General features: G+C 72.0%; 18 protein-coding genes. 7 read left to right on the top strand and 11 right to left on the bottom strand.

The window, feature by feature from the left end:
* Positions 1-54: 54 nt before the first annotated feature.
* Positions 55-999: a patatin-like phospholipase family protein gene (locus tag AB0J66_RS07435; protein WP_364656793.1), complete on the bottom strand. Its 945-nt coding sequence runs from the start codon at positions 997-999 to the stop codon at positions 55-57.
* A 319-nt stretch (positions 1,000-1,318) separates the two neighbouring features.
* On the opposite strand from AB0J66_RS07435, the gene AB0J66_RS07430 reads away from it, so the two are divergent.
* A complete protein-coding gene (locus tag AB0J66_RS07430; RefSeq protein WP_364656790.1) occupies positions 1,319-4,939 on the top strand; it encodes a BTAD domain-containing putative transcriptional regulator in 3,621 nt (1,206 codons plus the stop codon).
* Here AB0J66_RS07430 and AB0J66_RS07425 read toward each other — a convergent pair.
* From AB0J66_RS07425 to AB0J66_RS07415, 3 genes are read right to left on the bottom strand one after another with little or no spacing between them, the layout of a single operon-like run.
* Positions 4,929-5,564: a hemerythrin domain-containing protein gene (locus AB0J66_RS07425; protein WP_364656788.1), complete on the bottom strand. Its 636-nt coding sequence runs from the start codon at positions 5,562-5,564 to the stop codon at positions 4,929-4,931. The two genes, AB0J66_RS07430 and AB0J66_RS07425, sit on opposite strands and share 11 nt — an antisense overlap.
* 57 nt (positions 5,565-5,621) lie before the next feature.
* Positions 5,622-6,128 carry an LURP-one-related family protein gene (locus tag AB0J66_RS07420; protein ID WP_364656785.1) on the bottom strand — a complete coding sequence of 169 codons (507 nt, stop codon included), beginning with the start codon at positions 6,126-6,128 and terminating at the stop codon, positions 5,622-5,624.
* A 59-nt stretch (positions 6,129-6,187) separates the two neighbouring features.
* A complete protein-coding gene (locus AB0J66_RS07415; RefSeq protein WP_364656783.1) occupies positions 6,188-7,567 on the bottom strand; it encodes a glycosyl hydrolase family 18 protein in 1,380 nt (459 codons plus the stop codon).
* 135 nt (positions 7,568-7,702) lie between these two features.
* On the opposite strand from AB0J66_RS07415, the gene AB0J66_RS07410 reads away from it, so the two are divergent.
* Complete coding sequence (locus AB0J66_RS07410) at positions 7,703-8,356, top strand: GNAT family N-acetyltransferase (protein ID WP_364656780.1); 654 nt, start codon at positions 7,703-7,705, stop codon at positions 8,354-8,356.
* Positions 8,357-8,386: 30 nt separating this feature from the next.
* Here AB0J66_RS07410 and AB0J66_RS07405 read toward each other — a convergent pair whose 3' ends face one another.
* Both AB0J66_RS07405 and AB0J66_RS07400 read right to left on the bottom strand, forming a co-directional pair.
* Positions 8,387-9,094: an alpha/beta hydrolase gene (locus AB0J66_RS07405; protein ID WP_364656777.1), complete on the bottom strand. Its 708-nt coding sequence runs from the start codon at positions 9,092-9,094 to the stop codon at positions 8,387-8,389.
* Positions 9,091-9,801, bottom strand: coding sequence for an alpha/beta hydrolase fold domain-containing protein (locus tag AB0J66_RS07400; protein ID WP_364656774.1), 711 nt, complete (start codon positions 9,799-9,801; stop codon positions 9,091-9,093). Before AB0J66_RS07400 ends, AB0J66_RS07405 begins: the two co-directional genes overlap by 4 nt.
* Before the next feature lie 79 nt (positions 9,802-9,880).
* Between AB0J66_RS07400 and AB0J66_RS07395 the strand changes: the two genes are divergently transcribed.
* From AB0J66_RS07395 to AB0J66_RS07375, 5 genes are read left to right on the top strand one after another with little or no spacing between them, the layout of a single operon-like run.
* Positions 9,881-10,768: a sigma-70 family RNA polymerase sigma factor gene (locus tag AB0J66_RS07395; protein ID WP_364656772.1), complete on the top strand. Its 888-nt coding sequence runs from the start codon at positions 9,881-9,883 to the stop codon at positions 10,766-10,768.
* Positions 10,769-10,791: 23 nt separating this feature from the next.
* Complete coding sequence (locus tag AB0J66_RS07390; protein WP_364656769.1) at positions 10,792-12,129, top strand: NAD(P)/FAD-dependent oxidoreductase; 1,338 nt, start codon at positions 10,792-10,794, stop codon at positions 12,127-12,129.
* The gene (locus AB0J66_RS07385; protein ID WP_364656767.1) at positions 12,113-12,487 is read left to right on the top strand and encodes a siderophore-interacting protein; all 375 of its coding nucleotides are present in this window, start codon (positions 12,113-12,115) and stop codon (positions 12,485-12,487) included. Before AB0J66_RS07390 ends, AB0J66_RS07385 begins: the two co-directional genes overlap by 17 nt.
* A gap of 53 nt (positions 12,488-12,540) precedes the next feature.
* Positions 12,541-13,473 carry an SDR family oxidoreductase gene (locus AB0J66_RS07380; protein ID WP_364656764.1) on the top strand — a complete coding sequence of 311 codons (933 nt, stop codon included), beginning with the start codon at positions 12,541-12,543 and terminating at the stop codon, positions 13,471-13,473.
* 1 nt (position 13,474) lies between these two features.
* Entirely contained in the window at positions 13,475-14,326 is an 852-nt protein-coding gene (locus tag AB0J66_RS07375; protein WP_364656762.1) for a helix-turn-helix transcriptional regulator, read from the top strand.
* On the opposite strand, the gene AB0J66_RS07370 is transcribed toward AB0J66_RS07375, so the two are convergent.
* The 5 genes from AB0J66_RS07370 to AB0J66_RS07350 form a co-directional block, all read right to left on the bottom strand.
* Complete coding sequence (locus AB0J66_RS07370; RefSeq protein ID WP_364656759.1) at positions 14,286-15,026, bottom strand: SDR family oxidoreductase; 741 nt, start codon at positions 15,024-15,026, stop codon at positions 14,286-14,288. The two genes, AB0J66_RS07375 and AB0J66_RS07370, sit on opposite strands and share 41 nt — an antisense overlap.
* Before the next feature lie 52 nt (positions 15,027-15,078).
* Positions 15,079-17,727 (bottom strand): glycosyl hydrolase, encoded by a 2,649-nt coding sequence (locus tag AB0J66_RS07365; RefSeq protein WP_364656757.1) that lies wholly within the window; start codon positions 17,725-17,727, stop codon positions 15,079-15,081.
* A 290-nt stretch (positions 17,728-18,017) separates the two neighbouring features.
* Positions 18,018-18,677, bottom strand: a complete 660-nt coding sequence (locus tag AB0J66_RS07360) for a hypothetical protein (protein ID WP_364656754.1) — start codon at positions 18,675-18,677, stop codon at positions 18,018-18,020.
* Positions 18,678-19,463: 786 nt separating this feature from the next.
* Positions 19,464-20,171 (bottom strand): hypothetical protein, encoded by a 708-nt coding sequence (locus AB0J66_RS07355; protein ID WP_364656752.1) that lies wholly within the window; start codon positions 20,169-20,171, stop codon positions 19,464-19,466.
* Positions 20,172-20,327: 156 nt separating this feature from the next.
* Positions 20,328-21,914: an MFS transporter gene (locus AB0J66_RS07350; RefSeq protein WP_364656750.1), complete on the bottom strand. Its 1,587-nt coding sequence runs from the start codon at positions 21,912-21,914 to the stop codon at positions 20,328-20,330.
* Positions 21,915-21,925 lie beyond the last annotated feature (11 nt).

Raw genomic sequence — 21,925 nt, 5'->3', positions numbered from 1 at the left:
TCGGTCTCGAACTGGTCCACCGACGAGGACGACGTCGACCGCACGGTCGACGCTCTAGTGAAGAGCGGCGTCGTCTAGCGCCTTGGTGGCCAGCCGGCGGCCGAGGGCGACCATCTCGCCGGCCCGGTGGAAGTCCATGACGCGGCTGGCGCTGACCGGGACGGCGATGTGGACGTCGGGCGGCAGGCCGGCCATCCGATAACGGGCGATCATGTCCTGCATGGCGTCCAGCGAGGACGACAGCACATCCGCGATGCGCAGCCCGCCGGGCAGCGGATCCTCCGTCTTCTCGGTCAGCGTCATCGCTTCCGGCAGGACCGGCATGGCGGCGGCCTCGGCGGTGCCGTTCCGCGTGTGGAAGACCTGACGGAGACGGTCGCGCCAGTCCTCGTACCAGTGCGGCGCGGCGGCGGCCCGGATCGGTGACGCCGGTTCGCCCTGCGGGCGAGGGGCCTGCAGGGAGACGGCCACGGTCAGATCGGCCCCGGAGGCCGCGGTCGGCTCGATCGGTACGGGGTTGAGCAGCCCACCGTCCGCCAGCAGCCGCCCGTTGATGACCACCGGCGTGATCAGCCCCGGAATGGCGATCGAAGCCCGGATGGCCGACCGCAGCAGCCCCTTCTGGAACCACACCTCACGCCGCGCGTTGATGTCGGTCGCCACCGCCGTGTACGGAATCGGCAGATGCTCGATCTCCGCGTCACCCAGGAAGTCGTTCAGATGATTGATCAGCCGGTCGGCCGCCATCGCCCCCGGCAGCGCCCACTTCGGGTCGATCAGGCGGAGGATGTCCCGCTGCTTGAGCTTGACCGCCCAGTCCGTGAACTCCTCGAGCCGGCCCGCCGCCATCACGCCCCCGACCAGGGCGCCCATCGACGACCCGGCCACCGAGCACACCTCGAAGCCGCGCTCCTCGAGCACCTGCACGACCCCGATGTGCGCGAACCCCCGCGCCCCACCGGACCCGAGCGCCAGTGCCACCCGCCGTCCCCCGGACATGCCCCGATGCTAGCGAAGCATTTTTCTCAAGAACCGACTCCGGAGGTAAGCACATCGCCCTCGTCGAGGCGTCTTTCCACGTGAGAGACCAAAGAAGGGTGGCCGATCATGAGACTCCAGGTAATCACTATCACGTGCGCCAACTGGCTGAAGCAGGCCTGGCGGCGGGACGGCGCGGCCCGGCGCGGGGGGCTTTCATTCGGGCGCTGCTCGGGGCGCCTCCTGCGAGTGGATTCGCGAGGCGAGCCGAACGGTGGGCCGCCCGGCGCGGGGCGGCCGGTAACTTGTCCCTGAACAGGTCAACCGCGGAAAGGGCAACGTGGCACAGTTCGCACCGGCCGTCCGGCTCTTCGTGCTCGGGCCTGTGCGGGCCGACGTCGGCGGCGTGGTGGCCGATCTCGGTGGGCCACGGCAGCGGGCGGTGCTCGCGCGGCTGGCCGTCGCCGGTGGTGAGGTCGTCTCGGCCGACCGGCTCGTGGACGATCTATGGGGCGGCGCCGACGTCCCGGCCCGCGGCCTGGCCTCACTCCAAGTACACATCTCCCATCTTCGCCGTGCGCTAGAACCGGCGCGGGCCCGGCGCACACCGGCGTCGGTCCTGGTCAGTGCGCCGCCGGGCTATGCGCTGCGGCTGCCGGCCGAGGCGGTGGACGCGTGGCACTTCGGTGACCTGGTCCGGCGGGCATCCACGGCCGGTCCAGCCGACCGGCATGCCCTGCTGAGCGAGGCGCTGGCCCGCTGGCAGGGCGACGCGTACGCCGAGGTCGCCGACGAACCGTGGGCGGCGCCCGAGGCGGCCCGCCTGGCCGAGCTGCGCCTGCTGGCTGTCGAGTCGCGGGCCGAGGCCGACCTCGAGCTGGGCCGTCCGGCCCTGGTCATCGCCGAGCTGGAGCGGCACCTGCGCGACCATCCCGCCCGCGAGGGCGCGGTCCGGCTGCTGGCGCTCGCCCTCTACCGGACCGGCCGTCAGGGCGACGCCCTGGCCACCCTGCGCCGCACCCGCGACCACCTGGCCGAGGAGCTCGGCGTCGACCCGAGCCGGGAGCTGCGCACTCTCGAGGCCGACATCCTGACCCACGCCGCAACCCTGGCCGGACCGAGTCCGCAACCCCGGCCCGCGGCGCCGCCCACACATCCCACATCCGCCGGCAGCGCGGCGGCTTCGGCGGAGCCTGATGCAGCCGAACACACCCCGGCGGGGGATGCCAACCCGTCGCACCCTTCCACCCGTCCGACCGAAGACTCCGCCACTCCAGCCGCGCTCGGCCTCGGTACTCACGCTTCGGCGTCGAGCTCCGGCACTTCTCCATCGAGTGCGCCGAGCCACGGCACTTCTCCATCGAGTGCGCCGAGCCACGGCACTTCCGTCCCGGCCGCGCGGAACTCGGTCGCTCCCGTCGCGGCTGCGCCGGTCTCGGGCGATCCGGCTTCGGCCGCGCCAGGCCAGGCCCCTCTCGTGCCGGCCGGGCCGAGCCCGGTCGCTCCCGTCGCGGCCGCGCCGGATTCGGGCGGGCCTGCTTCGGTTGCGCTAGGCCCGGCCCCCTCCGACGCGTCCGGGCCGAATCTGGTCGCTCCCGTCGCGGCTGTGCTGGATTCGGCCGCTGTTCGGTGGGGTTCTGCTGGTGGGTCCGGGGGCGCGGGGGTCCGTACAGCAGCTTGGGGAAGAAAAGCGGAACTCGCGGCAATTGCCGGCGCGGCCGGAGAGGTCGCGTCCGGGGTGGCGCGGGTGGTGCTGGTCGGCGGGGACGCGGGGGCGGGGAAGACGACGTTGGCCGAGGTGGCGGTGGCGGGGCTGGTCGAGGCCGGGTGGCGGGCCCGGACGGGACGCTGCCCGGAAGTGGACGGGGCGCCGCCGGGGTGGGCGTGGTCGGAGGCGCTCGGGGTCGATCTGCTGCAGGGGGACGAGCCGAACGCGTTCCGGCTCGGGCGGCGGATCGCGGCGGATCTGGCCGGGGCGCGGACCGTGGTGCTGCTGGAGGACGTCCATCGGGCGGACGATCTGACCCTGCAGCTGGTACGGCAGGTGGTGGCGCAGGGCACGCCGCTGCTGGTGCTGCTCACTTATCGCAGCAGCGACCTCGGTGACGAGTTGGAGGCGACGATCGGGGCCTTGCTGTCGGTGACGTCGGCTCATCTCACGCTGAGTGGGCTGGAGCCGGCGGCGGTGGCCGAGCTGGCGCGGCGGTACGGGCTCGAGGAGGCGGGGCCGGAGCTGCTGGCGCTGGTGGCGGAGCGTACGGAGGGGAATCCGCTCTTCGTTCGTGAGCTGGCGCGGCTGATCGCGGCCGAGGGAGCCACGGCGGCGGAGACCGCGGTGCCGAAGGGTGTGCGGGAGGTGCTGCGCCGGCGGGTGGCGCGGCTGCCGGACGCGGTGACGAGCGCGTTGCGGCAGGCGGCGGTGCTGGGCCGGGAGGCCGACCTCGATGTGCTGGCCGACGTGGCGGGGCGGGACCCGGACGAGTTGCTCGACGCGCTCGAGGTGGCCGTCCTGGCCGGGCTGCTCGAGGAGCCGGTGCCGGGGCGGGTGCGGTTCACCCACGCTCTGGTTCGGGACACGCTGTACGAGGACACGCCGTTGCTGAGGCGGGCACGGCTGCACGAGCGGGCGCTGCGGGTGCTCGATGGCACGGTCGAGGCGGCGACGCTGTCACGCCATGCCGCGGCGGCCGCGAACCCGGCTACGGCGAGTGACGCGGTGCGATATGCGATCGACGCCGCCCGGCATGCCGAGCGGGCCGGGTCCTGGCGGGAGGCGGCCGCCCAGTGGCGCGAGGCGTTGCGGCTGCACGAGCTGGCCGGCAGCCGCGCCACCGGTGAGAAGTCCGCCCTTCTGGCCGCGGCGGTGACCGCGCACGCTCGTGCTGGTGACATCATTCGGGCCCGCACCATCTATCTGCGGAGTGACAACCTCGACGTGCTCACGGCGTGGGACGCCCCGCTGATCTGGACCACCCGCGACGGCCGCGAGCCGTCCGCCGCCACGATCGCCGCGATCCGGCGCGAGTTGGCGAGGCCGCATCCGAGCGAGATTCGGGTGCGGCTGTTGCTCGCGCTCTTCCGCGAGCTGGAGGGTTACGACGACGCGGCCGCGGCCGAGGTCAGCGCGGAGGCTCTCACCTTGGCCCGCGAAACGGCCCGGCCCGCTCGGTTGCTCTGTGCGGCGTTGAACGCGCGGGCCTACGCGGCGCTCGGGCCGGACCTGCGGGAGGAGCGGCGGGCGGTTGCCGAGGAGTATTTGGCGACCGCGGTGGCGGCCGGGGAGATCGATCACGAGGCGGTGGCGCACTGGCTGCTCTTCCTCGACTCGGCGGCGCACACCGAGCTGGACCGGGCGCGGGCCGAGATGCGGCGGGCCGTCGCCCGGTCCACGACCGGGCAGCTCAGCGGGCTGCTCGCGGTCGTCGGGATCTTCGAGGCGCTGCTGGAGCTGTTGGCCGGGCGGATCGACCAGGCGCTGGAGCGGTACGCCGAGGTCAGCCGGCGCCTAGCCGAGCACGGGGCGCTCAACGGGGCGGCGATGGCCACCGTCGGGCGGATCGGCGCCGGGGTGGCCCGCGGCGATCTCGCCCCGCTGCGCGACGAGCTAACCGCGATCGAGGCCGTCTATCCGGGCCGGGTGACCGACGCCCTCGTACTGGCCCTGGTCGATGCCGGTGACCTGGCCGCCGCCCGGGAGGTCTGGCAGCGCCGCGGGGAGATCGACCGGAACTACTACTGGCTCGGCTTCACCACCTTGCGTGGGCTGGCCGCGGCCCGGCTCGGCGACGAGGAGACCGGCCGGCGGATCGCGGCCGAGCTGCTGCCGTTCGCCGGGCGGGTGGCCGGGCTCGACTCCGGGACCTTGTACGCCGGGCCGGTCGACGCCGCCCTGTATGCGCTGACCGGCGACCCGGCGTACCGCCGAAGTGCCCTTGAACTGACGGAGCGGCTCAGGAGCTGAAGACGAGGCGCTCCCGCTTGCGGAACGACAGCGGGAACAGCTTGATCATGAGGGCGACGGGGAGGCCGCCCTCCTTGCGGGCCTCGGCCAGCTCGGCCGGGGTGCTGACGGCGAGGATCCGCGGCACCTCGAAGGTCATCTTGGCGCCGCGCTTGCGGATGGACGCCTCGACGCGGTTCCACTCGCCGTCCGAGACGTACGTCTTGATCAGCGGGACGATCGTGCGTTCCTCGTCGGCGATGTGCTCGTGCAGCGTGTCGCGCAGATCCTTCATGTCGGCCGCCAGCTCGGCCGGAACGACCTGAGTGTCGCGGAGCTGGGCCGCGCCGGTGCGGACCCGGGTCAGCTTCGGGTCGAGCACGGCGTGGTCGTCGGTGAGCTCGGTCAGGTCGACGTGCGCGCCGGCCGACCGCTCCAGCACCGGCCACAGCACGTCGTCCTCGGCGCTGTGGTGGTGGTGGATGCTGTCGCAGAAGTCGCTCAGGTAGTCGGCGATCGCGGTGGCCCGTTTGCGGTCGAGCCGGGAACCGGAAGCGGCGAGAGCGGCGGTCAGGTCGGCCAGGCGGTCGAGGTCCTTGAGCATGGCGCGGTGGGCGAGCAGGAGCCCGGTCGGTTCGTTGTTCATGCCGATACCGTCTCCGGTGCCGCCTGCTGCCCACCTAACAGTCACTTAAAGCGCCGGTCAGTCGTCCGAGTCGCCGTCTTTCTTGTCCTTGTCCCGCTCCAGCGCCAGGTCCAGGGCGAGCACGCTACCGATGATCAACAGCGGGTCGACGCCCGCCGAGACCTGCACGGCGTACGTGTCGCGGATGGTCAGCCAGCGCTTGGAGACGGCGGCCACCTCGCGGCCGTCCTGCTCGATGACGTACTCGTGGTCGAGCAGGTTGCCCTTCATCTCCAGGTCGTCGGGGCCCGGCACGTCGATGGTGAACTTGTCCCGGAACGGGGTGAACAGCTTCTTGCGTACCTCCGCCGCCTTCTCGCCGCCGATCCGGATCTCGTACGTCGGGCGCAGCGCGACGAGGTGGCGGTGGACCGAGGCCACCTCGTCGCCGTTCGTGTCCTCGATGACGACCCGGTTGCGGACGCTGAAGACCTTGCCGTCGACGTGGTAGACCCGGTTGCCGTTCTCGTCCTCCACGTCGAAGTCGTCGCCGATGGAGAAGAAACGTTCCTTGATCACATACATGGCTCAAGTGTGCGGCGCGGCCCGCCACGGCGAAAGCGGGCCGCGCTGCGTCTCTACTGTCAGGGAAGGACCCAGCGCTGGTTCGCGCCGGCGAAGCAGTCCCAGATCTGCAGGCGGGTGCCGTTGGCCGAGCTGTTGTTCGACGCGTCCAGGCACTTGTTGCTGCCGGTGTTGAGCAGCGTCCCGTTCGACTGGGCGGTCCACTTCTGCGCGTTGGTGCCGTTGCAGTCGTAGATCTGCACCAGCGAGCCGTTGGCCGTGCCGGCCGAGGCCACGTCGAGGCACTTGCCCAGCCCGCGGATCGTGCTGTCGGCGCCGATCGTCCAGTTCTGCGCCGTGGTGCCGTTGCAGTCGTACAGCTGGACGGCCGTGCCGTTGGCGTTGCTGGCGGCGGCGATGTCGACGCACTTGCCGGCGACGCCGGTGATCCGCCCGGTGCGGCCCGACGGCGGAGGGGTGGTGGGGGTGCCGCCGCCACCCACGACGGTCTCGTAGATCGCGCTGACCAGTGAGTTCGCGCCGGTGACGTCCTGCGACAGCTCCCAGTTCATGATGCCGCCGGCGTTGGCCAGGGCCCACTGGGTCTTGCGGCGGATCGTGGGAAGGCCGTTGTAGCACTCGCCGGACGGGGTGCAGTCCCGGTTCGCGTTGGCCGGGTCCTGGGCGACCAGCTGGGCGTACGTCAGGTAGCCGGGACGGCTGTAGAACGGCACCCCGAGCACCGTCTTGGCCTTGGGCAGGCCCCGGTTCTTCCAGAAGTTGGCCGACGCGATGGACCAGTCGTAGTTGGCGTGCGGGCTGCCGCCGTCGTACGCCATGATGTTGAGCCAGTCGACGTAGCCGAAGACCGCGGGCTGGACACCGTTGGCGGTGTTGCCCTCGCTGACGACCGCGGCCGTGAGCAGCTTGCCCTCGTTGTGCAGGGCCGTGCTGAGCTGCTGCATCAGCGCCGTGTAGTTGTTGCCGGAGGTGCCGGGGTCCGGGTACTCCCAGTCGATGTCGATGCCGTCCAGGTTGTACTGCCGGACGGTGTTCATGACGTTGTTGACGAACGTCGTGCGCGTGCCGGAGTTCGCGGCGAGCGACTCGAAGGCGGAGTCGTTGCCGTCGTTCCAGCCGCCGATGGCCAGCGAGATCTTGGTGTTGTTCTGGTGGCCGAGGGTGACCAGCTGCTGGAGCTTGGCGGTGTTGTCGATCGCCTGCAGGGTGCCGTTCGCGTTCGGCAGGGCGAACGAGTAGTTGATGTGGGTCAGCTTGGAGTACTGGATGCTCGTGACGCTGCCGGCCCAGGACGGCATGTAGCCGACGCTCTTGAAACCGTTCGGCAGGACGGCGGCCTCCGAGGGGCCTTGGACGGCGAGCGCGGTGATCGTGCCGACCGCGGCGACGGTGAGTGCGGCGGCCGAGGCCGCCCACCTGCTTCTCTTCTTGATGGCCATGGGGATGGCGACCCTTCGTGTCCGGCGCGGGGGAGCGCCGTGGGGATGACTACGGGCGGCCAAATCTTAGGAAGGTTAACTAATATTCGTCAATATAGGACTTCGTCAAAGGTTTGGTGATGATCTACTGGGAGCGTGACCGATCTTCGCGAGCTCGTCGTCCGGTGGCAGCGCGGCTGGGGCATCGCCCGGGAGCTGCCGGCGGCCCGCGACCTCGGCTCGGGGCTGCGCGTGCGGTGCCGGCAGACGGGACGCGACGTCGAGTACTTCGCGCTCGACGGCGCCGCGTCGGTCGCCGGGCTGGCCGAGCTCGTCCGGCGGGAGGACAAGGTCACCTGGCTGACCGTGCCGACCGTGGACCCGGAGCGGGCGGCCGCGGCGATCGAGGCGGCCGGCCTGGTGGTCCTCAAGCGATCCGAGAAGCTGATGGTGACCGAGCTGCGGTTGCAGCAGTTCCACCCGGCCCCACCGGGCTACGCCCTCGAGACGACAGTCGACGGCGCGGTGGTCCGCGTGGTGGTCCGGGATCGTGGAGGCGAGGAGGGCGCCCACGGGACGATGGGGGTCGCCGGCGCCGACGGTATCGCCGACAAGATCCTGACTTCGCCCGGGCACCGGCGGCGCGGGCTGGCCAGCACGGTCATGAGCGCCCTGGCCGAGGCGGCCGGCGCCGAGCACGGGCTGCTGATCGCCAGCGAGGAGGGGCAGCCGCTCTACGCCCGGCTCGGCTGGCACGCGGTGGCCGACGTCCTGATCGCGTCGACGCCGGGGGTCACCTACCCGAGCTGACCCGCGCGCCCGCTTCACGAATCCTCCAGGTCAGACCTGAGCTGCCGCGCCGAGAATCGTATCGGCCACCTCGGCCGGGCGGGAGACGGTGATGGCGTGCGAGGCCCCATCGACCTCGCGGACGCCCTTGGCGCCGGCGCGGTCGGCCATGAAGCGGTGCAGCGCCGGCGGCACAGTGCGGTCGGCGTCGCCGAAGACGAACCAGGACGGCGTGGACCGCCACGCGGGTACGGCCGCCGGCAAGCCGGTGGTCAGGGCGGCCCGGGTGACCGGGCGCTGGGTCGCCGCCATGACCGCCGCCCGGGTGGCGGGAAGGTCGTGGGCGAACCGCTCGTGGAAGTCATCGGACCGGACGAGGTGCTCGGTGCCGCCCGCGGTCAGGCGGTGCGAGGTGAGAACGGCGCCCAACGTGCCGCCCGGGAACTTCGCGGACAGCTCCAGCGCCGACTCGCTCTGGTCGGGGGCGAAGGCGCTGACGTAGACGAGGGCCGCGACCACGGGGAGCCGGGCCGCCGCCTCGGTGATGACCATGCCGCCGTACGAGTGGCCGGCCAGCACCACCGGGGTGCCGAGGCCGGTGACGACGTCCCGGACGTACGCGGCGTCGCCGGGCAGGCCGCGCAGCGGATTGGCGGCGGCGACCACCGGCACATCCCGCGCCCGGAGCCGTTCGACCACCCCGTTCCAGCTCGCCGACTCGGCGAAGGCCCCGTGCACGAGAACGACGGTCAGGGTCATGGTGCGGTCCTTTCCGGATGGCAGGCCCGGCGCAGGGCGCGGATCGCCTGGTCCACGGCGGCGGTCGCAGCCGCGGTCGGGCGCAGGGAGTTGAGCATCATGAAGTGGGGCGGCGCGCCGTCGAAGGTCACGGTCGACGTCCGTACGCCCGCGGTCCGCAGTCGGCGGCCGTAAGCGAGGCCCTCGTCGCCGTGCCCGCGCGCGACGATGAAGGTCTCCGGGGACTTTCCCAGCTCGGGCTGGGCCGGGATGCCGCGTGGGTAGTACAGCGATTGGTGGGTGAAGCCGACGCGGCCGGCGGCCAGCGAGGCGGCCAGCGCGCCGCCCGTCTCGTCCCCGGCGACGGCGAGCCGACGGCCGTCCAGCCCGGCCGAGCGGCCCCGGCGCCGGATCCACTGCGCCACGCCGTACGCCTGCTCCAGCGCCACCGGGAACGGCCCGTCGTGCTCCACGAACGCCACCGCGACGCCGGCGCCGACCGCGAGCTCGCGTACCAGCCGGTCGTGGGTGCCCGAATTTCCCATGACGAAGGCGCCGCCGTGCAGATACAGCAGCGCCGGCAGCACCCGGGCGGAGCCGGGCGGCCGCACGAGGCGCACGGGCACGCCGCCCACGGTCAGCCAGGCCTCGTCGACGTCGGGCTTCGGCACCGGGGCGGCTTGTCTCTCCTCCAGCTCTCTCCTGGCCGGGTCCTGGGGCAGCAGCATCATGCCAGCCCAGACAGGGCAGTCGTGGTTTCTGTGACAGAAGCTTGGTGATTGCCCCCGCACCGACCACGATGAGCAGGTGACAACGGATCTCGACGATGCCACGGCGGTCTTCCTCGGTGTGCGCCCGCGCCTGTTCGGCATCGCCTACCGGATGCTCGGCAGCGCCACCGAGGCCGAGGATCTGCTCCAGGAAGTCTGGTTGCGCTGGCAGGCGTACGACCGCAGTCAGGTGGTCAACCCGGCCGCGTTCCTGGCGACCACCACCACGCGCCTGGCCATCAACGAGCTGCAGTCGGCCCGGGCCCGGCGCGAGACGTACGTGGGGCCGTGGCTGCCCGAGCCCGTCGACACGAGCGCCGATCCCTACCTGGGCGCCGAACGCGGCGAGGCGCTGGAGTACGCGACGCTGCTGCTGATGGAGAAACTCAAGCCCAGCGAGCGCGCCGCGTACGTGCTGCGGGAGGCGTTCGACTATCCGTACGCCCAGATCGCCGACATCCTCGACACCACCGAGCCCGCCGTACGCCAGCTGGTCAGCCGCGCCCGCAAGCATCTCGCCGACGAGCGCCGTACGCCCGTGCCGGCGGCCGAGCAGAAGAAGCTGCTCACTACTTTCATCGCGGCATCGCGCAGCGGCGACATGAGCGCGCTGGAGAAGCTGCTGGCGCCGGGCGTGCTCAGCATCTCCGACGGCAACGGGGCGCCGGGCATCGCCCGCCGCATCGTCGAGGGGCCGCTGCCGGTGGCCAAGTTCTTCATGGCGCTCTCGGCCTGGATGTGGGAGGGCGCCGGCGTGCGCTGGCTGGAGACCAACGGTCAGACCGCCCTCCTGCTGTCGCTGGCCAACGGCAACGAGGCGTACCTCACGGTCGGGGTCACCGCCGACGGCATCGACCGGGTGATGTGGCAGATGGTTCCGGAGAAGTTGTCACAAATCCTGGAGCCGCCCGGTCATCAGGGGTGACTGCTAGAGAAACAGAGGACCCCATGCGGACGATCCTGGTGGTGGGCGGCGGGTATGCCGGCTTCTACACGGCCTGGAAGCTGGAGAAGAAGCTCCGGCGCGACGAGGCGCGGGTCGTCGTGGTCGACCCGCGGCCGTACATGACCTACCAGCCGTTCCTGCCCGAGGTGGTGGCCGGTTCGGTCGAGGCCCGCCACGCCGCGGTCTCGATGCGGCGGCACCTGAAGCACACCAAGATCATTTCTGGCACGGTGGTGAAGGTCGACCACGCGCACAAGACGGTCACCATCCGCCCCTCCGAGGGCGCGGAGTTCGCGTTCCCGTACGACATCATCGCGGTCACCGCCGGGGCCGTGACCCGCAAGCTCGACATCACCGGCATCAGCGAGCACGCCATCGGCATGAAGCACGTCGAGGAAGCGGTCGCGATCCGGGACCGGATGCTCACCAACTTCGACCGGGCCTCGACGCTGGAACCCGGGCCGCAGCGCCGCCGGCTGCTGACCGTCACCTTCGTGGGCGGCGGCTTCTCCGGCGTCGAGGGCTTCGGGGAGCTGCTGTCGCTGGCCACCGCGCTCGCCCGCAAGTACCCCGAGCTCGACCCGGCCGAGCTGTCGTTCCACCTCGTCGAGGCCCGCGACCGGATCCTGCCCGAGGTGACCGACAAGCCCGGCGAGTGGGTGGTGCGCTCGCTGGAGAAGCGGGGCGCGCACGTCCACCTCAACTCGGTGCTGAAATCGGCCGACGGCGGCCATGTGGTCCTGTCGACGGGGGAGGAGTTCGACTCCGACCTGATCGTCTGGACGGTCGGCAACGCGGTCGCCCCGCTGGTGCGCAACCACACCGACCTGCCGGTCGACCGCCGCGGCATGCTGATGGTCCGCCCCGACCTGCGGGTGGGCGACGACTCGTCCTTCGTGCCGGACGCGTGGGGCGCCGGCGACGACGCGGCGATCCCCGACCTGGCGGTGCCGGGCTCGGCGACGGTGCCGAACGCGCAGCACGCCGTGCGCCAGGGCAAGCTGCTCGCCCGGAACATCGTCGCCACCCTGCGCGGGCACGAGCCGAAGCAGTACAAGCACAGCAGCCTCGGCGTCGTGGCCACGCTGGGTCTGGGCCGTGGCATCTTCCAGTGGAAGGGCATCGTCATCAAGGGCTTCCCGGCCTGGGTGATGCACCGCGGCTACCACGTGCTGGCCGTGCCCAGCTGGGAGCGCAAGGTCCGGGTCCTGTTCGTCTGGCTCACCGCCGCCCTGTTCGGCCGCGACATCGTCTCGCTCGCCTCGGTCCAGCATCCTCGCCGGGCCTTCGTCACCGGTGGCGAGACCCCGGTCCCGCTCGAGCATGCCCCGTCCGCATGACGACGTGGTGCGCGGCTTCCTAGCCGCCTGCCGGACGGGTGAGATCGCCGCGCTGCGGGCCGCCCTGCACGACGACGCCGTCGCGATGTGCGACGGCGGCGGGGCCGTGCTCGCGGCGCTCAACCCTGTCCTGGGTGCGGACGACGTGGCGGGCCTCGTGCTCGTCCTGCTGTGCGGGCCGGGCACCGAGCTCACCGTCGAAGCGGTCAACGGCCGGGCCGGCCTGGCGCTGCGCCGGGCCGGCCGGGCCGAGGCCGTGGTCGCCGCCGAATCGGCCGGCGACCTCGTGTCGGCCCTGTGGATCGTGCTCAACCCGGCCAAGCTCGCCCGCTGGCATGTATCGACAGAACATGGTTAACGGCTCCCCGCCGCGCGAGCGTTGAGGAAACACGTTTCCACCAGGGAGTTCCCGTGCAGAAAGTCAGCGTTCAGTCGTACGACCTCAGTGGCCGGCTGGCCGTGGTCACCGGCGCCAACAGCGGAGTGGGCCGGGAGCTGGCCACCCGCCTGGCCGCCGACGGCGCCGAGGTCCTTCTCGCCGTCCGCGACACCACCAAGGGCGCGGCCGCCCTGAGCCGGATCCGCGACGAGGCGCCGGGGGCCGAGGTCTCGCTCCGCGCACTCGACCTGGCCTCGCTCGAGTCGGTCCGCGCCTTCACCGACGGCCTCCTCGCGGAGGGGAGGCCCGTCGACATCCTGGCCAACAACGCCGGGGTGATGGCGCCCGCCACCCGGCACACCACCGCCGACGGGCTGGAACTGCAGTTCGGGACGAACTTCGTCGGCCACGCCGTCCTCACCCACCGCCTGCTGCCGTTGCTCCAAGCCGGCTCGGCCCGGGTGACCACGGTGACCAGCAGCGCCGCCCGGCAGGGCCGGCTCGACTTCGGCGACCTGCAGGCCGAACGGTCGTACTCCGCCGTCAAGGCGTACAACAACTCCAAGCTGGCCGACCTGATGTTCGCGCTCGAGCTCGACCGCCGCAGCCGGGCCGAGGGGTGGGGCATCGTCAGCAACGCCGCGCACCCGGGGACGACACTGACCGGGCTCTACGCCGCCGGGCCCAACCTGGGGCGCAGCAAGCCGGCGCCGCACGAGGCCATCATGAGCCGCCTGGCCCGCTGGGGAGTCCTGGTCCAGGGCGTCTCGCAGGGTGTCCTGCCGATCCTCTACGCGGCGGCGAGCCCGCAGGCGAAGGGCGGGCGGCTGTACGGGCCGGACGGCTTCGGGCAGTTCAAGGGCGGGCCGGCCGAGCTCGACATCTACAAGCCGGCGCGCGACGAGGCAGCCGCGGCCCGTCTGTGGGACTACGCCCTCGGCGTGACAGCCGCGGGAAGGAACTGACATGGATCGCGCACGGCTGGCCGAATATCTGCGCACCCGCCGCGAGGCCCTGCAGCCCGAGGATGTCGGGTTGCCCCGGGGGCAGCGGCGCCGCACCCGCGGCCTGCGCCGCGAGGAGGTCGCGGTGCTCAGCGACATGTCGATCGATTACTACAGCCGGCTCGAGCAGCCCCGCGGCCCGCACCCGTCCGAGCAGATGCTCGGGGCGATCGCCCGCGGCCTGCGCCTGTCGCTGGAGGAACGCGACCACCTCTTCGAGCTGGCCGGCTATGCGACGCCGCGCCGTTCGGCGGACAGCGAGCACGTCAACCCGGGCATGATGCGCATCTTCGACGGCCTCGAGGACACGGCCGCGATGGTCGTCTCCCACCTGGGCGAGACGCTGCTGCAGACCCGGCTCGCGGTGGCTCTCGTGGGGGACGAACGCATCTACACGGGGCTGGACCGCAGCAAGCACTACCGCTGGTTCACCGACCCGGCGACCCGCTCGCTGTACCCCCGCGAGGAGTGGGACGAGCAGAGCCGGCTCATCGTGGCCGACCTGCACGCGTCGTACACGCGCGACGGCCGGGACTCGCGGGCCGGCGCCATCGTCGACGCTCTGCTGGCGTCCGGCCCGGCGTTCACGGAGCTGTGGAAACAGCATCCGGTCGCCGGCCCGTACTGCGGGCCGGTGCGGCTGCTGCACCCGGAGGTCGGGCCGCTGGAGCTGGACTGCCAGCGGCTGGTCGACCCGGACCGGTCACAGCAGCTCGTCGTCTACACCGCGCAGCCCGGCTCGCTGTCGCAGGAGAGGCTGCGCCTGCTGTCGGTCATCGGGACAGCAGCCAGTCCTGGTACCGCGTTTTCGTGATGACGGCGTCATCTCGCGCGATGATGGCGTCGCCGGTCACGGCGGCGAACAGGCCGGCGCTCTCGTCGACGACGACGGGGCGCCGGTCGCCCTGGAACGCCAGCGTGATGCGGCCCAGCTCGTCGAGCGAGAAGACCTCGGGCCCGGCGTAGTTCCGTACACCCATCAGCGGCTCACCCAGCGCGACGTCGGCCACGGCCTGGGCCACCTCGGCCGAGGCCATCGGCTGCACGAGCGTCGTGGGCAGGCGCACCGCGGTCTCGTCGGAGGTCCAGGACATCGCCGCGTTGACGAACTCGAAGAACTGGGTGGCCCGCACGATCGAGTACGGGATCTTCTCCTCCTGCGCGAGCAGCGTCTCCTGCAAGACCTTGGCCTGGTAGTAGGCGAGGTCGGGGACCCGGTCGACGCCGACGATGGACAGGATGACGATGTGCTGGGTGCCGGCGTCCTCGGCCTCGTCGAGCAGGTTCTCCATGGTCTCGCGGAAGAAGACCGCGGAGGCCTCGTCGAAGGTCGGCGAGTTGGTCAGGTTGACGACGACCTCGGCGCCCTTGATGGCCTCGGCCACCCCCGTGCCGGCGACCAGGTCGACCCCGTTCGACAGCGAGTAGGGCGCCGCCTCGTGGCCGGCGGCGGTGAGCAACTTGACGACCTGCGAGCCGATGAGCCCGGTGCCGCCGATGACTGCGATTCTCATGGTCCTGCGCCCTCCGTGGTCCTGTTTTCCTCTAGGACCACGGAGGACGGCCCTACGTGACAGCGCCACCCGGATCGTTTCGGAGGTACCACCTCAGGGAGACCGGGCCGAGCAGGCCGTAGGCCTGACGGGTGGCGATGCCGAACACCGCCGGGCTGGTCGTGCGCAGTCGATTGAGCAGCGTCGTCGCCACCTCGACCTCGATGGTGTTGCGGCCCTTGACGAGCGACAGGTCGGCCACCGGCTCCAGCACGTCGATCGGCGGCAGCAGCCGGCCGTTGACGCGCACCCGGCAGGTGTCGACCACCTTGCCGAGCGACAGCAGGGCCCGGCCCGCCCGATCGGCGGTGACCGTGGTGCGGTAGGTCCCGATGCCGGAGACGTCGGCCAGCTCCGGGATCGACGACCACGGCAGCAGCTCGGTGAGCGTCAGCCGATGCTTGGTGACGCCGGTGGGCTGCCAGTCCTCGACCGACAGCTCCCAGCCGGTCAGCGCGACGGCCGGCTCGACGAAGGTGCGCGTCGGGATGGGGACGCGGCCTCGCTCGAAGACGAGCAGCATCGACTGGCCCGGCTGCAGGGTCGCCCGCACCCGGACGCGGTTGCCCTCCCGGGTGCAGGGCACGCCATGCTTCTCGCCGGTCCACGCGTCGATCCGTACCGGCACGGTCGAGCGCGACGTGGTGGTGAACCACACGTCCTGGTCGATCGCCGTGATGGTCCGGTTCTCGGCGTGCCGGGCGTTGGCCAGGTAGTAGTAGTCCGTGTCGTCGTCGACCCGGTGCACGGTCATCAGCGACGACCGGTCGTACGTCACGTCGCGCGTCACGCCGGCAGCCTCCAGCGCCGCCGGGATGCCGGTCTGGTCGGCGACCACGGTGGTTCGCGGCGAGGCCAGCAACTCGGCGAAAATCGGCTGCAGCGCGGCCGGATGCACGTCGGCCCAGTTGCCGATGACGATGACCGGCAGGCCGGCCCTCGCGAGGGCCAGGAGCTGACGCGCCGCCCGTACCGAGAGGGTGTGGTCCTTGCCCCGGAACGCGTCGCCGTCGAGGATCAGCGCCTTGTAGCGGGGCGGGCCGAGCCGCCCGTCGCGGACCTTGGCCGCGGGCAGCGCGAGCGACGCCTCGTCGGCGAAGCCGTGCGTCCAGCCGATCGGGATGCCGTCGTTGGTGGCCCAGGGCGCGCCGATCCCGGTCGCGGTCCAGCCCTTCTGCCGGAAGAAGACCAGATCGGCCCGGGCCGTACCGGTCTGCAGGTGCTTCTGGGTCCGGGCGAACCAGCCGGCGACATCGCGCGCGTGCCGCCACGTCGGCTGCCGCGGGCCCCACGCCTCGGCGTAGCCGATCCCGTTGCCGTTGTAGGGCGAGAACGCCGCGAAACCGGGCCAGGCCGCGCCCGGCGCGTCCTTGTAGGCGAAGCCGTGCAGCACCGCCTGGTTCACGCCGCCGGCGAAGACGCTGCCCATCGTCTGCAGCACCTTGTTCCACGTCGTGCTGTAGGCGCCGTTGGCGTACGCCGCCGACTCGCACGAAAGGATCCGTTGGCCGGCCATGTCCCGGGCCGAGGCGAGCACCCGGTAGTCGTCCAGGTTCTTGAAGCCGAGCGACTCGCTCTCGGCCACGTCGAGCAGGGTGGCGCTGCGGAGGGAGTCGGTCGAGAGCCCGTACGGCTGGGCCCGCAGCCGCAACCCGATCCGGTGCGCGAACTCCCGTAGCGGGATGAGGTGATGCTCGTGGTAGAGGTCGGACAGCACCTGGTTGAAGGCGTCCCGCACGTGGTTGGACGTGTCGGGGTCGAAGGCGTAGAGGTATTTGCCCTTGGGGTTCAGCAGGATCGGCAGGTACGGCAGCAGGTCCGTGCCGGTGCGCCGGGCGAACTCGGCCGGCATGGCGGGGGTCCACAGCGTCCAGTCGGTCTCCAGCTCCAGGGAGTCCTCGAAGAGGTCGCCGCCGGCCTCGCGCAGCAGCTGCCGGATCGGCCGGCTCAACACGAGCCGGTTCCACGTGCCGACGATCGCCTCGGTGCCGGCCGGGCTGAAATGGTCGACCACGCAGGACGCGGGATCCGTGTGCGGGCCGCCCTCGGGCTCCTGTCCCGATCCGCGCACCCGGTAGGTGAACAGCAGCCACGAACCGTCCGGCACCGTCGCCGTCACCTGCCCGCCGGATGGCGTCAAAGTCTGGACCGAAGCCGGGTCGAGGACACCGGCCGACACCAGCCGGGCGATCTGCACGGCGAAGACGCCCGGCTCGACCGGCGCGGTGATGCTCCCGGTGAACGGGGTGACGGTGTGCACGAGCTCCTTGGCCGCGGCCGGGTCGTCGGGCGTGATGCCGGGCACCGCGGCCGGCCAGCTCGGGCCGACGGCCAGGTCGATCGTCACACCGCGGCGTTTCGCCTGCCGCAGCGCGGTCTCCACCGCCCTGCGCCACGGCTCGGTGCCCCAGCCGTGCCCGGCGGCGTCGAGGTCCGCCCGTACGCTGTGGTGCACGTCCTGAATCTCCATGCCCGCGAAGCCGGCGTCGGCGATCTGGTCGATCTCGCGGGCGATCTCGGCCGGGTCGACCAGGCCGTGCGGCCACCACCAACGGAACTTGGCGCCAGTGCTGGCGACCTTGGCCGGGGCGGCCTGGGCGGCGGCCGAGGGCCAGGGCAGCGCGGCCGCGGCGCCCAGGGCGATAACGGTACGGCGTTTCATCGGATCGACTCCAGCTTCGCGGTGAGGACGGCGCTCGGCCGCAGGACGGCAGGATCTTGTTGCGGGAGTTGGTGACGGTGGCCGCGGCGAGGGTGCGTCGTAAAGCGGCTCTCGCTGCGAATCGTTTCAACTCACAGCAAATGCTAAACATCTGGTGTGGGCGGCGGTGATTGACAATCGTGTGAGAGCGCGGCTGTGAAACGTTTTAACGTAGTGGTAATGATCACGCTAATATGCGGTCATCAATCGCGTCAATAGCTGTGGAGGGATGCGGATGCCCCGCCGCGGGTCTACCGGGCGCGTCGTGCGGCGGCCGGGCGTCGGCGGCCGCCGTAGAGGTGAACGCGGTCATCCACGTCGCGGAGGGGCTCGCCCTGGAGGAACGCGCCGGGATCCGGGTAGCCGTTGCTCACGTGCAGGACATGGTTCTCGTAGTACCAGGACGGGTTGCACGGGCAGGTGGTGACCCGGAAGCGGAAGTTCGCCCGGTACCGGCCGAACTGCCCTGGAAGGACCGTGAACAGCCGGGCCGCCCCGAGACTCGGGAAAGCGGCCCACTTCTGCCCTCGGCCGACGATGACTGCGGGGCCGTCGGCTGTGAACCACAAGCCGGCCTCGCCGGCAAGCTCGGCGCCGCCGCTCACGAGCCGGTGGCGAAATTCGTATCCGTCCGCCTCGTCGGCCAGCACGTCGTGGAGCACCACTCCGTCGTGGTCGACCGCGTGCTTCCCCGCGGCCGCATGCCCGGCGACCGGATGTCGCCTAGCGACCGTATGTTGTCTCCCGGCCGCGTGCTTCCCCGCGGCCGCGTGCTCGCCGGCGGCCACATCGGAGCTCGGCGGCGACGAGGGCAGTGGCAGCGCCCGGTCGAGCCCGCGGCGCAGGTTCGCCTGCGGGGCTCCCCGCGACCCGGCGCCCCACCGGACCCGAACCCGCTGAATGACGATCACCGCCGCATCATGGCCGTGCGAAGGAACCGCACGCCAGTCAATTACATGGCGATGGAAACCGACGCTGCCGGCCCCCGTCCGCCACCTTTTCGGAGCCCGCGCGATCGCTTCCCCGGCGCACCACCTTGGCGGCGCGTGCTTCCCGCGTCACCCGCCCACTGGACACGGCTCAACGCATCCTCCGGCGGCCTCCAACCGCTCTCGCCTCGAGCCCGGGCGATGCGCCGGTGCCCCGTGCCGACTCCAGTTCCACGCCGATCATGCTGCGCCACCTTCGTTCGCCGAGGTGGGCTGTGGTCACCGAGGTCAGGGCGAGGCGGCCGAGATAGGGCGAGGTGGACCGAGGGCCGAGGCGGCCGGGGTGGGGCGAGGTGAGACGAGATTGGGCCGAGGTTAGGGCGAGGTGGCCCGAGGAGCCGAGGTGGCCCGAGGAGCCGAGGTAGGTCGAGATTCGGACGAGGTGGGCAGAGGAGGCCCAGGTGGGTCGAGGTTGGGCGAGTTGGGTCGAGGTTGCGGCGAGGTGGGCAGAGGCAGGGGCGAGGCGGGCCGAAGTGAGGATGCCGCCGTGGGCGCCTCGATCGTGCTCGAGTCGGCGCCTCGCTTCGCGCTGATCGTGGCTCGCCCGGGGCTGGGCACCTGAGTGAGCTGATCGTGGCTCGGCCGGAGTCGGCACTTGAGTGAGCGGGGCGCGGCCCTCGGGTTGGGGGGTTGAGTGAGCCGGCCGCGCACCTCGCGCACGGCCGGCTTTCGGTGTCCTCGGAGGAAGTAGCTCCCGAGGGGCAAAGCTCAGGGGCGGTTGGCGGGCCGTGTGCGGCGGGCCCGTGGGGGCAGCTGGATGCCGCCGAGGGTGTGCAGGGCGGCCTGGCCGCGGGGGCGGCGGCGGGTCGTTCCCGGGCGGGGGTGGAGCTGCAGGTCGATGGTCGGTTTGGCGCCGGCCTGAGTGGTGGGTTCGGGGCGCTGGTAGAGCTCGTGGGCTTCGTCCGGCGTCACGGGGTCGTCCCCGTCGGCCAGGTCCGGCGCGTCGGCTGGTGGCGAGGGCTCGAGCGGCCGGGGCGCGGGCTCGAAGCCGGCGAACGAAGGCTCCTGGATGTTGTAGAGGACGAACGCCGCGATCAGGTTGGCGACGGCGAAGGCCGCGCTCACCCAGACGATGACCAGGTTGCTGCCCAGCAGCAACGAGACCGCCGGGGCCATGACGGCGGCGCCCAGGGCGGCCGCGGCGCCGCCGTGGCGGGCGAGACGGGTGCCGCTGCGGGCCAGACCGTAGGCGGCGGCCGCGCACGCCGCGCCGCTGACGGCGGCCACGACCCAGACGCCGACGTACGGCCAGAGGCGGTCCCACGTTCCGGTCTCGTCCGCGAAGACGAACATCAGGAACGGCACGCCGACGACTGCGATCGTCAGGAAGAGGACGGCGTCGGTCGTGACCACGATCGCGGCGTTGGTGACCCTGTCCATCCGCCGGCGCGTGCCGGTCACTTCCGTCGCTTCCATGACGTCGACCATCGTCCATGCCCCCTAGTGCCTTTTGATCAGGCACCGTAACGCATCGGCCCGGGCTGTGGGCCCGCGCCGGGCGGGCTGGATTCACGCGGCGGCCGGCCCGGGAGCCCGGCGGCCACGCCGCGTTGTGGCGGCATCGCCGTTCCGTTAGCGGTCTTGCTGCGATGAGCGCTCCGCGGTGGTCGGGCCGTGTTCGACGAGTTCCGGCGGCGGGCCGGCATCGCGCGGATCCAGTTCGGTTTCCCGGGCGGAGTGTCCAGCCGGGCCGGTCGGGGAGGGAACGAGCTTCCAGGCGAGGACGCCCGCGACCACCAGCAGCGCCGCGGCGACGACGGAGGTCACCTGCATCGCGTGCGAGAAGGCGTCGCGGGCGGCGTCCAGCAGGGCATCACCGTTCAGAGCCTGGGCAGCGGACGCGAGCGACTCGTCGACGGCTGCCCGGACCGGGCCGGGCCGGGTGGACAGGTCGGGCAGGGCGGCACGGTAGAGCGCCGTGTGCAGCGTGCCGAGCAGCGCGATTCCGGTGGCCACGCCCAACTCGTACGCCATCTCGGAAACCGCCGAGGCGGAACCCGCGCGCCGGGGCGGGACCGACGCCAGGACCGCGTCGGTCGAAGCGGTGAAGGCGATGCCGACGCCGAGCCCGATGACGACCAGGCCCACGGCGAGCACCCCGTAGCCGGCGGCGCCCTCGCCGGCCGTCAGCACGGCGAAACCGGCCGCCGTGACCAGCAGTGACAGGCCGAGGGAGCGGCCGACGCCGAGCCGGTTCATGACGCGGACGGCGATGACGACCACGGCGATCGAGGCCAAAGTCAGCGGGAGCTCGCGCAGGCCCGCTTGCAGCGGCGAGTATCCGCGGACCAGCTGCAGGTATTGCGAGAAGAAGAACAGTAGGCCGCTGAAGGCGAAGATGGCGATGACGCTGGCCGCCACGGTGCCGCTGAAGGCGGGCCGGGTGAAGAGCCGGACGTCGATCAGCGGCGCGGCGAGCCGGCGCTGGCGGCGCACGAACCACGTGCCGGCGGCCAGGCCGAGCAGGGCCGCCGCCAGGGAGGAGACGTGCACCCCGGAGTGGGCGGCGTCCTTGATCGCCCAGACCAGCGGGACGATCGCGGCCACCGACAGCAGCGCGCTCAGCGGGTCGAAGCGGCCCGGCGCCGGATCGCGGGACTCCGGCACGAGCACGGCCACGGCGAGCAGCACCAGCAGCATGACCGGCACGTTGATGACGAAGACCGAGCCCCACCAGAAGTGCTCCAGCAGGGCGCCGCCGACCAGTGGGCCGAGCGCCGCGCCGCCGGACGCGCCGGCCGACCAGACGGCGATGGCCCGGGTGCGCAGGCGTGGCTCGGGGAAGATGTTGCGCACCAGCGACAGCGTGGACGGCATGAGCGTCGCCCCGGCCACGCCGAGCAGCGCCCGCGCGGCGATGAGCCACCCGGGCGTGGGCGCGAAGGCGGCCAGCAGCGAGGCCGCGCCGACGCCGGTCACGCCGAGCAGGAGCAGGCGTTTGCGCCCGATCCGGTCGGCCAGCGTGCCCATGCTGATCAGCAGCCCGGCCAGCGCGAACGAGTAGACGTCGCCGATCCAGAGCAGCTGGTTGCCGGTCGGCGCCAGGTCGGCCGTGAGCGCGGGCACCGCCAGCGCGAGCACCGTGCCGTCCACCGCCAGCAGCGTCACCGCCAGGGTCAGCGCGGCGAGCGCGCCCCATCGGCGTCCGTTCGAGGTCATGGCTTCGACGG

The sequence above is a fragment of the Actinoplanes sp. NPDC049598 genome (assembly GCF_040675435.1).
Taxonomy (GTDB): Bacteria; Actinomycetota; Actinomycetes; order Mycobacteriales; family Micromonosporaceae; genus Actinoplanes.
This window is presented reverse-complemented; position numbering and strand designations above follow the sequence as displayed.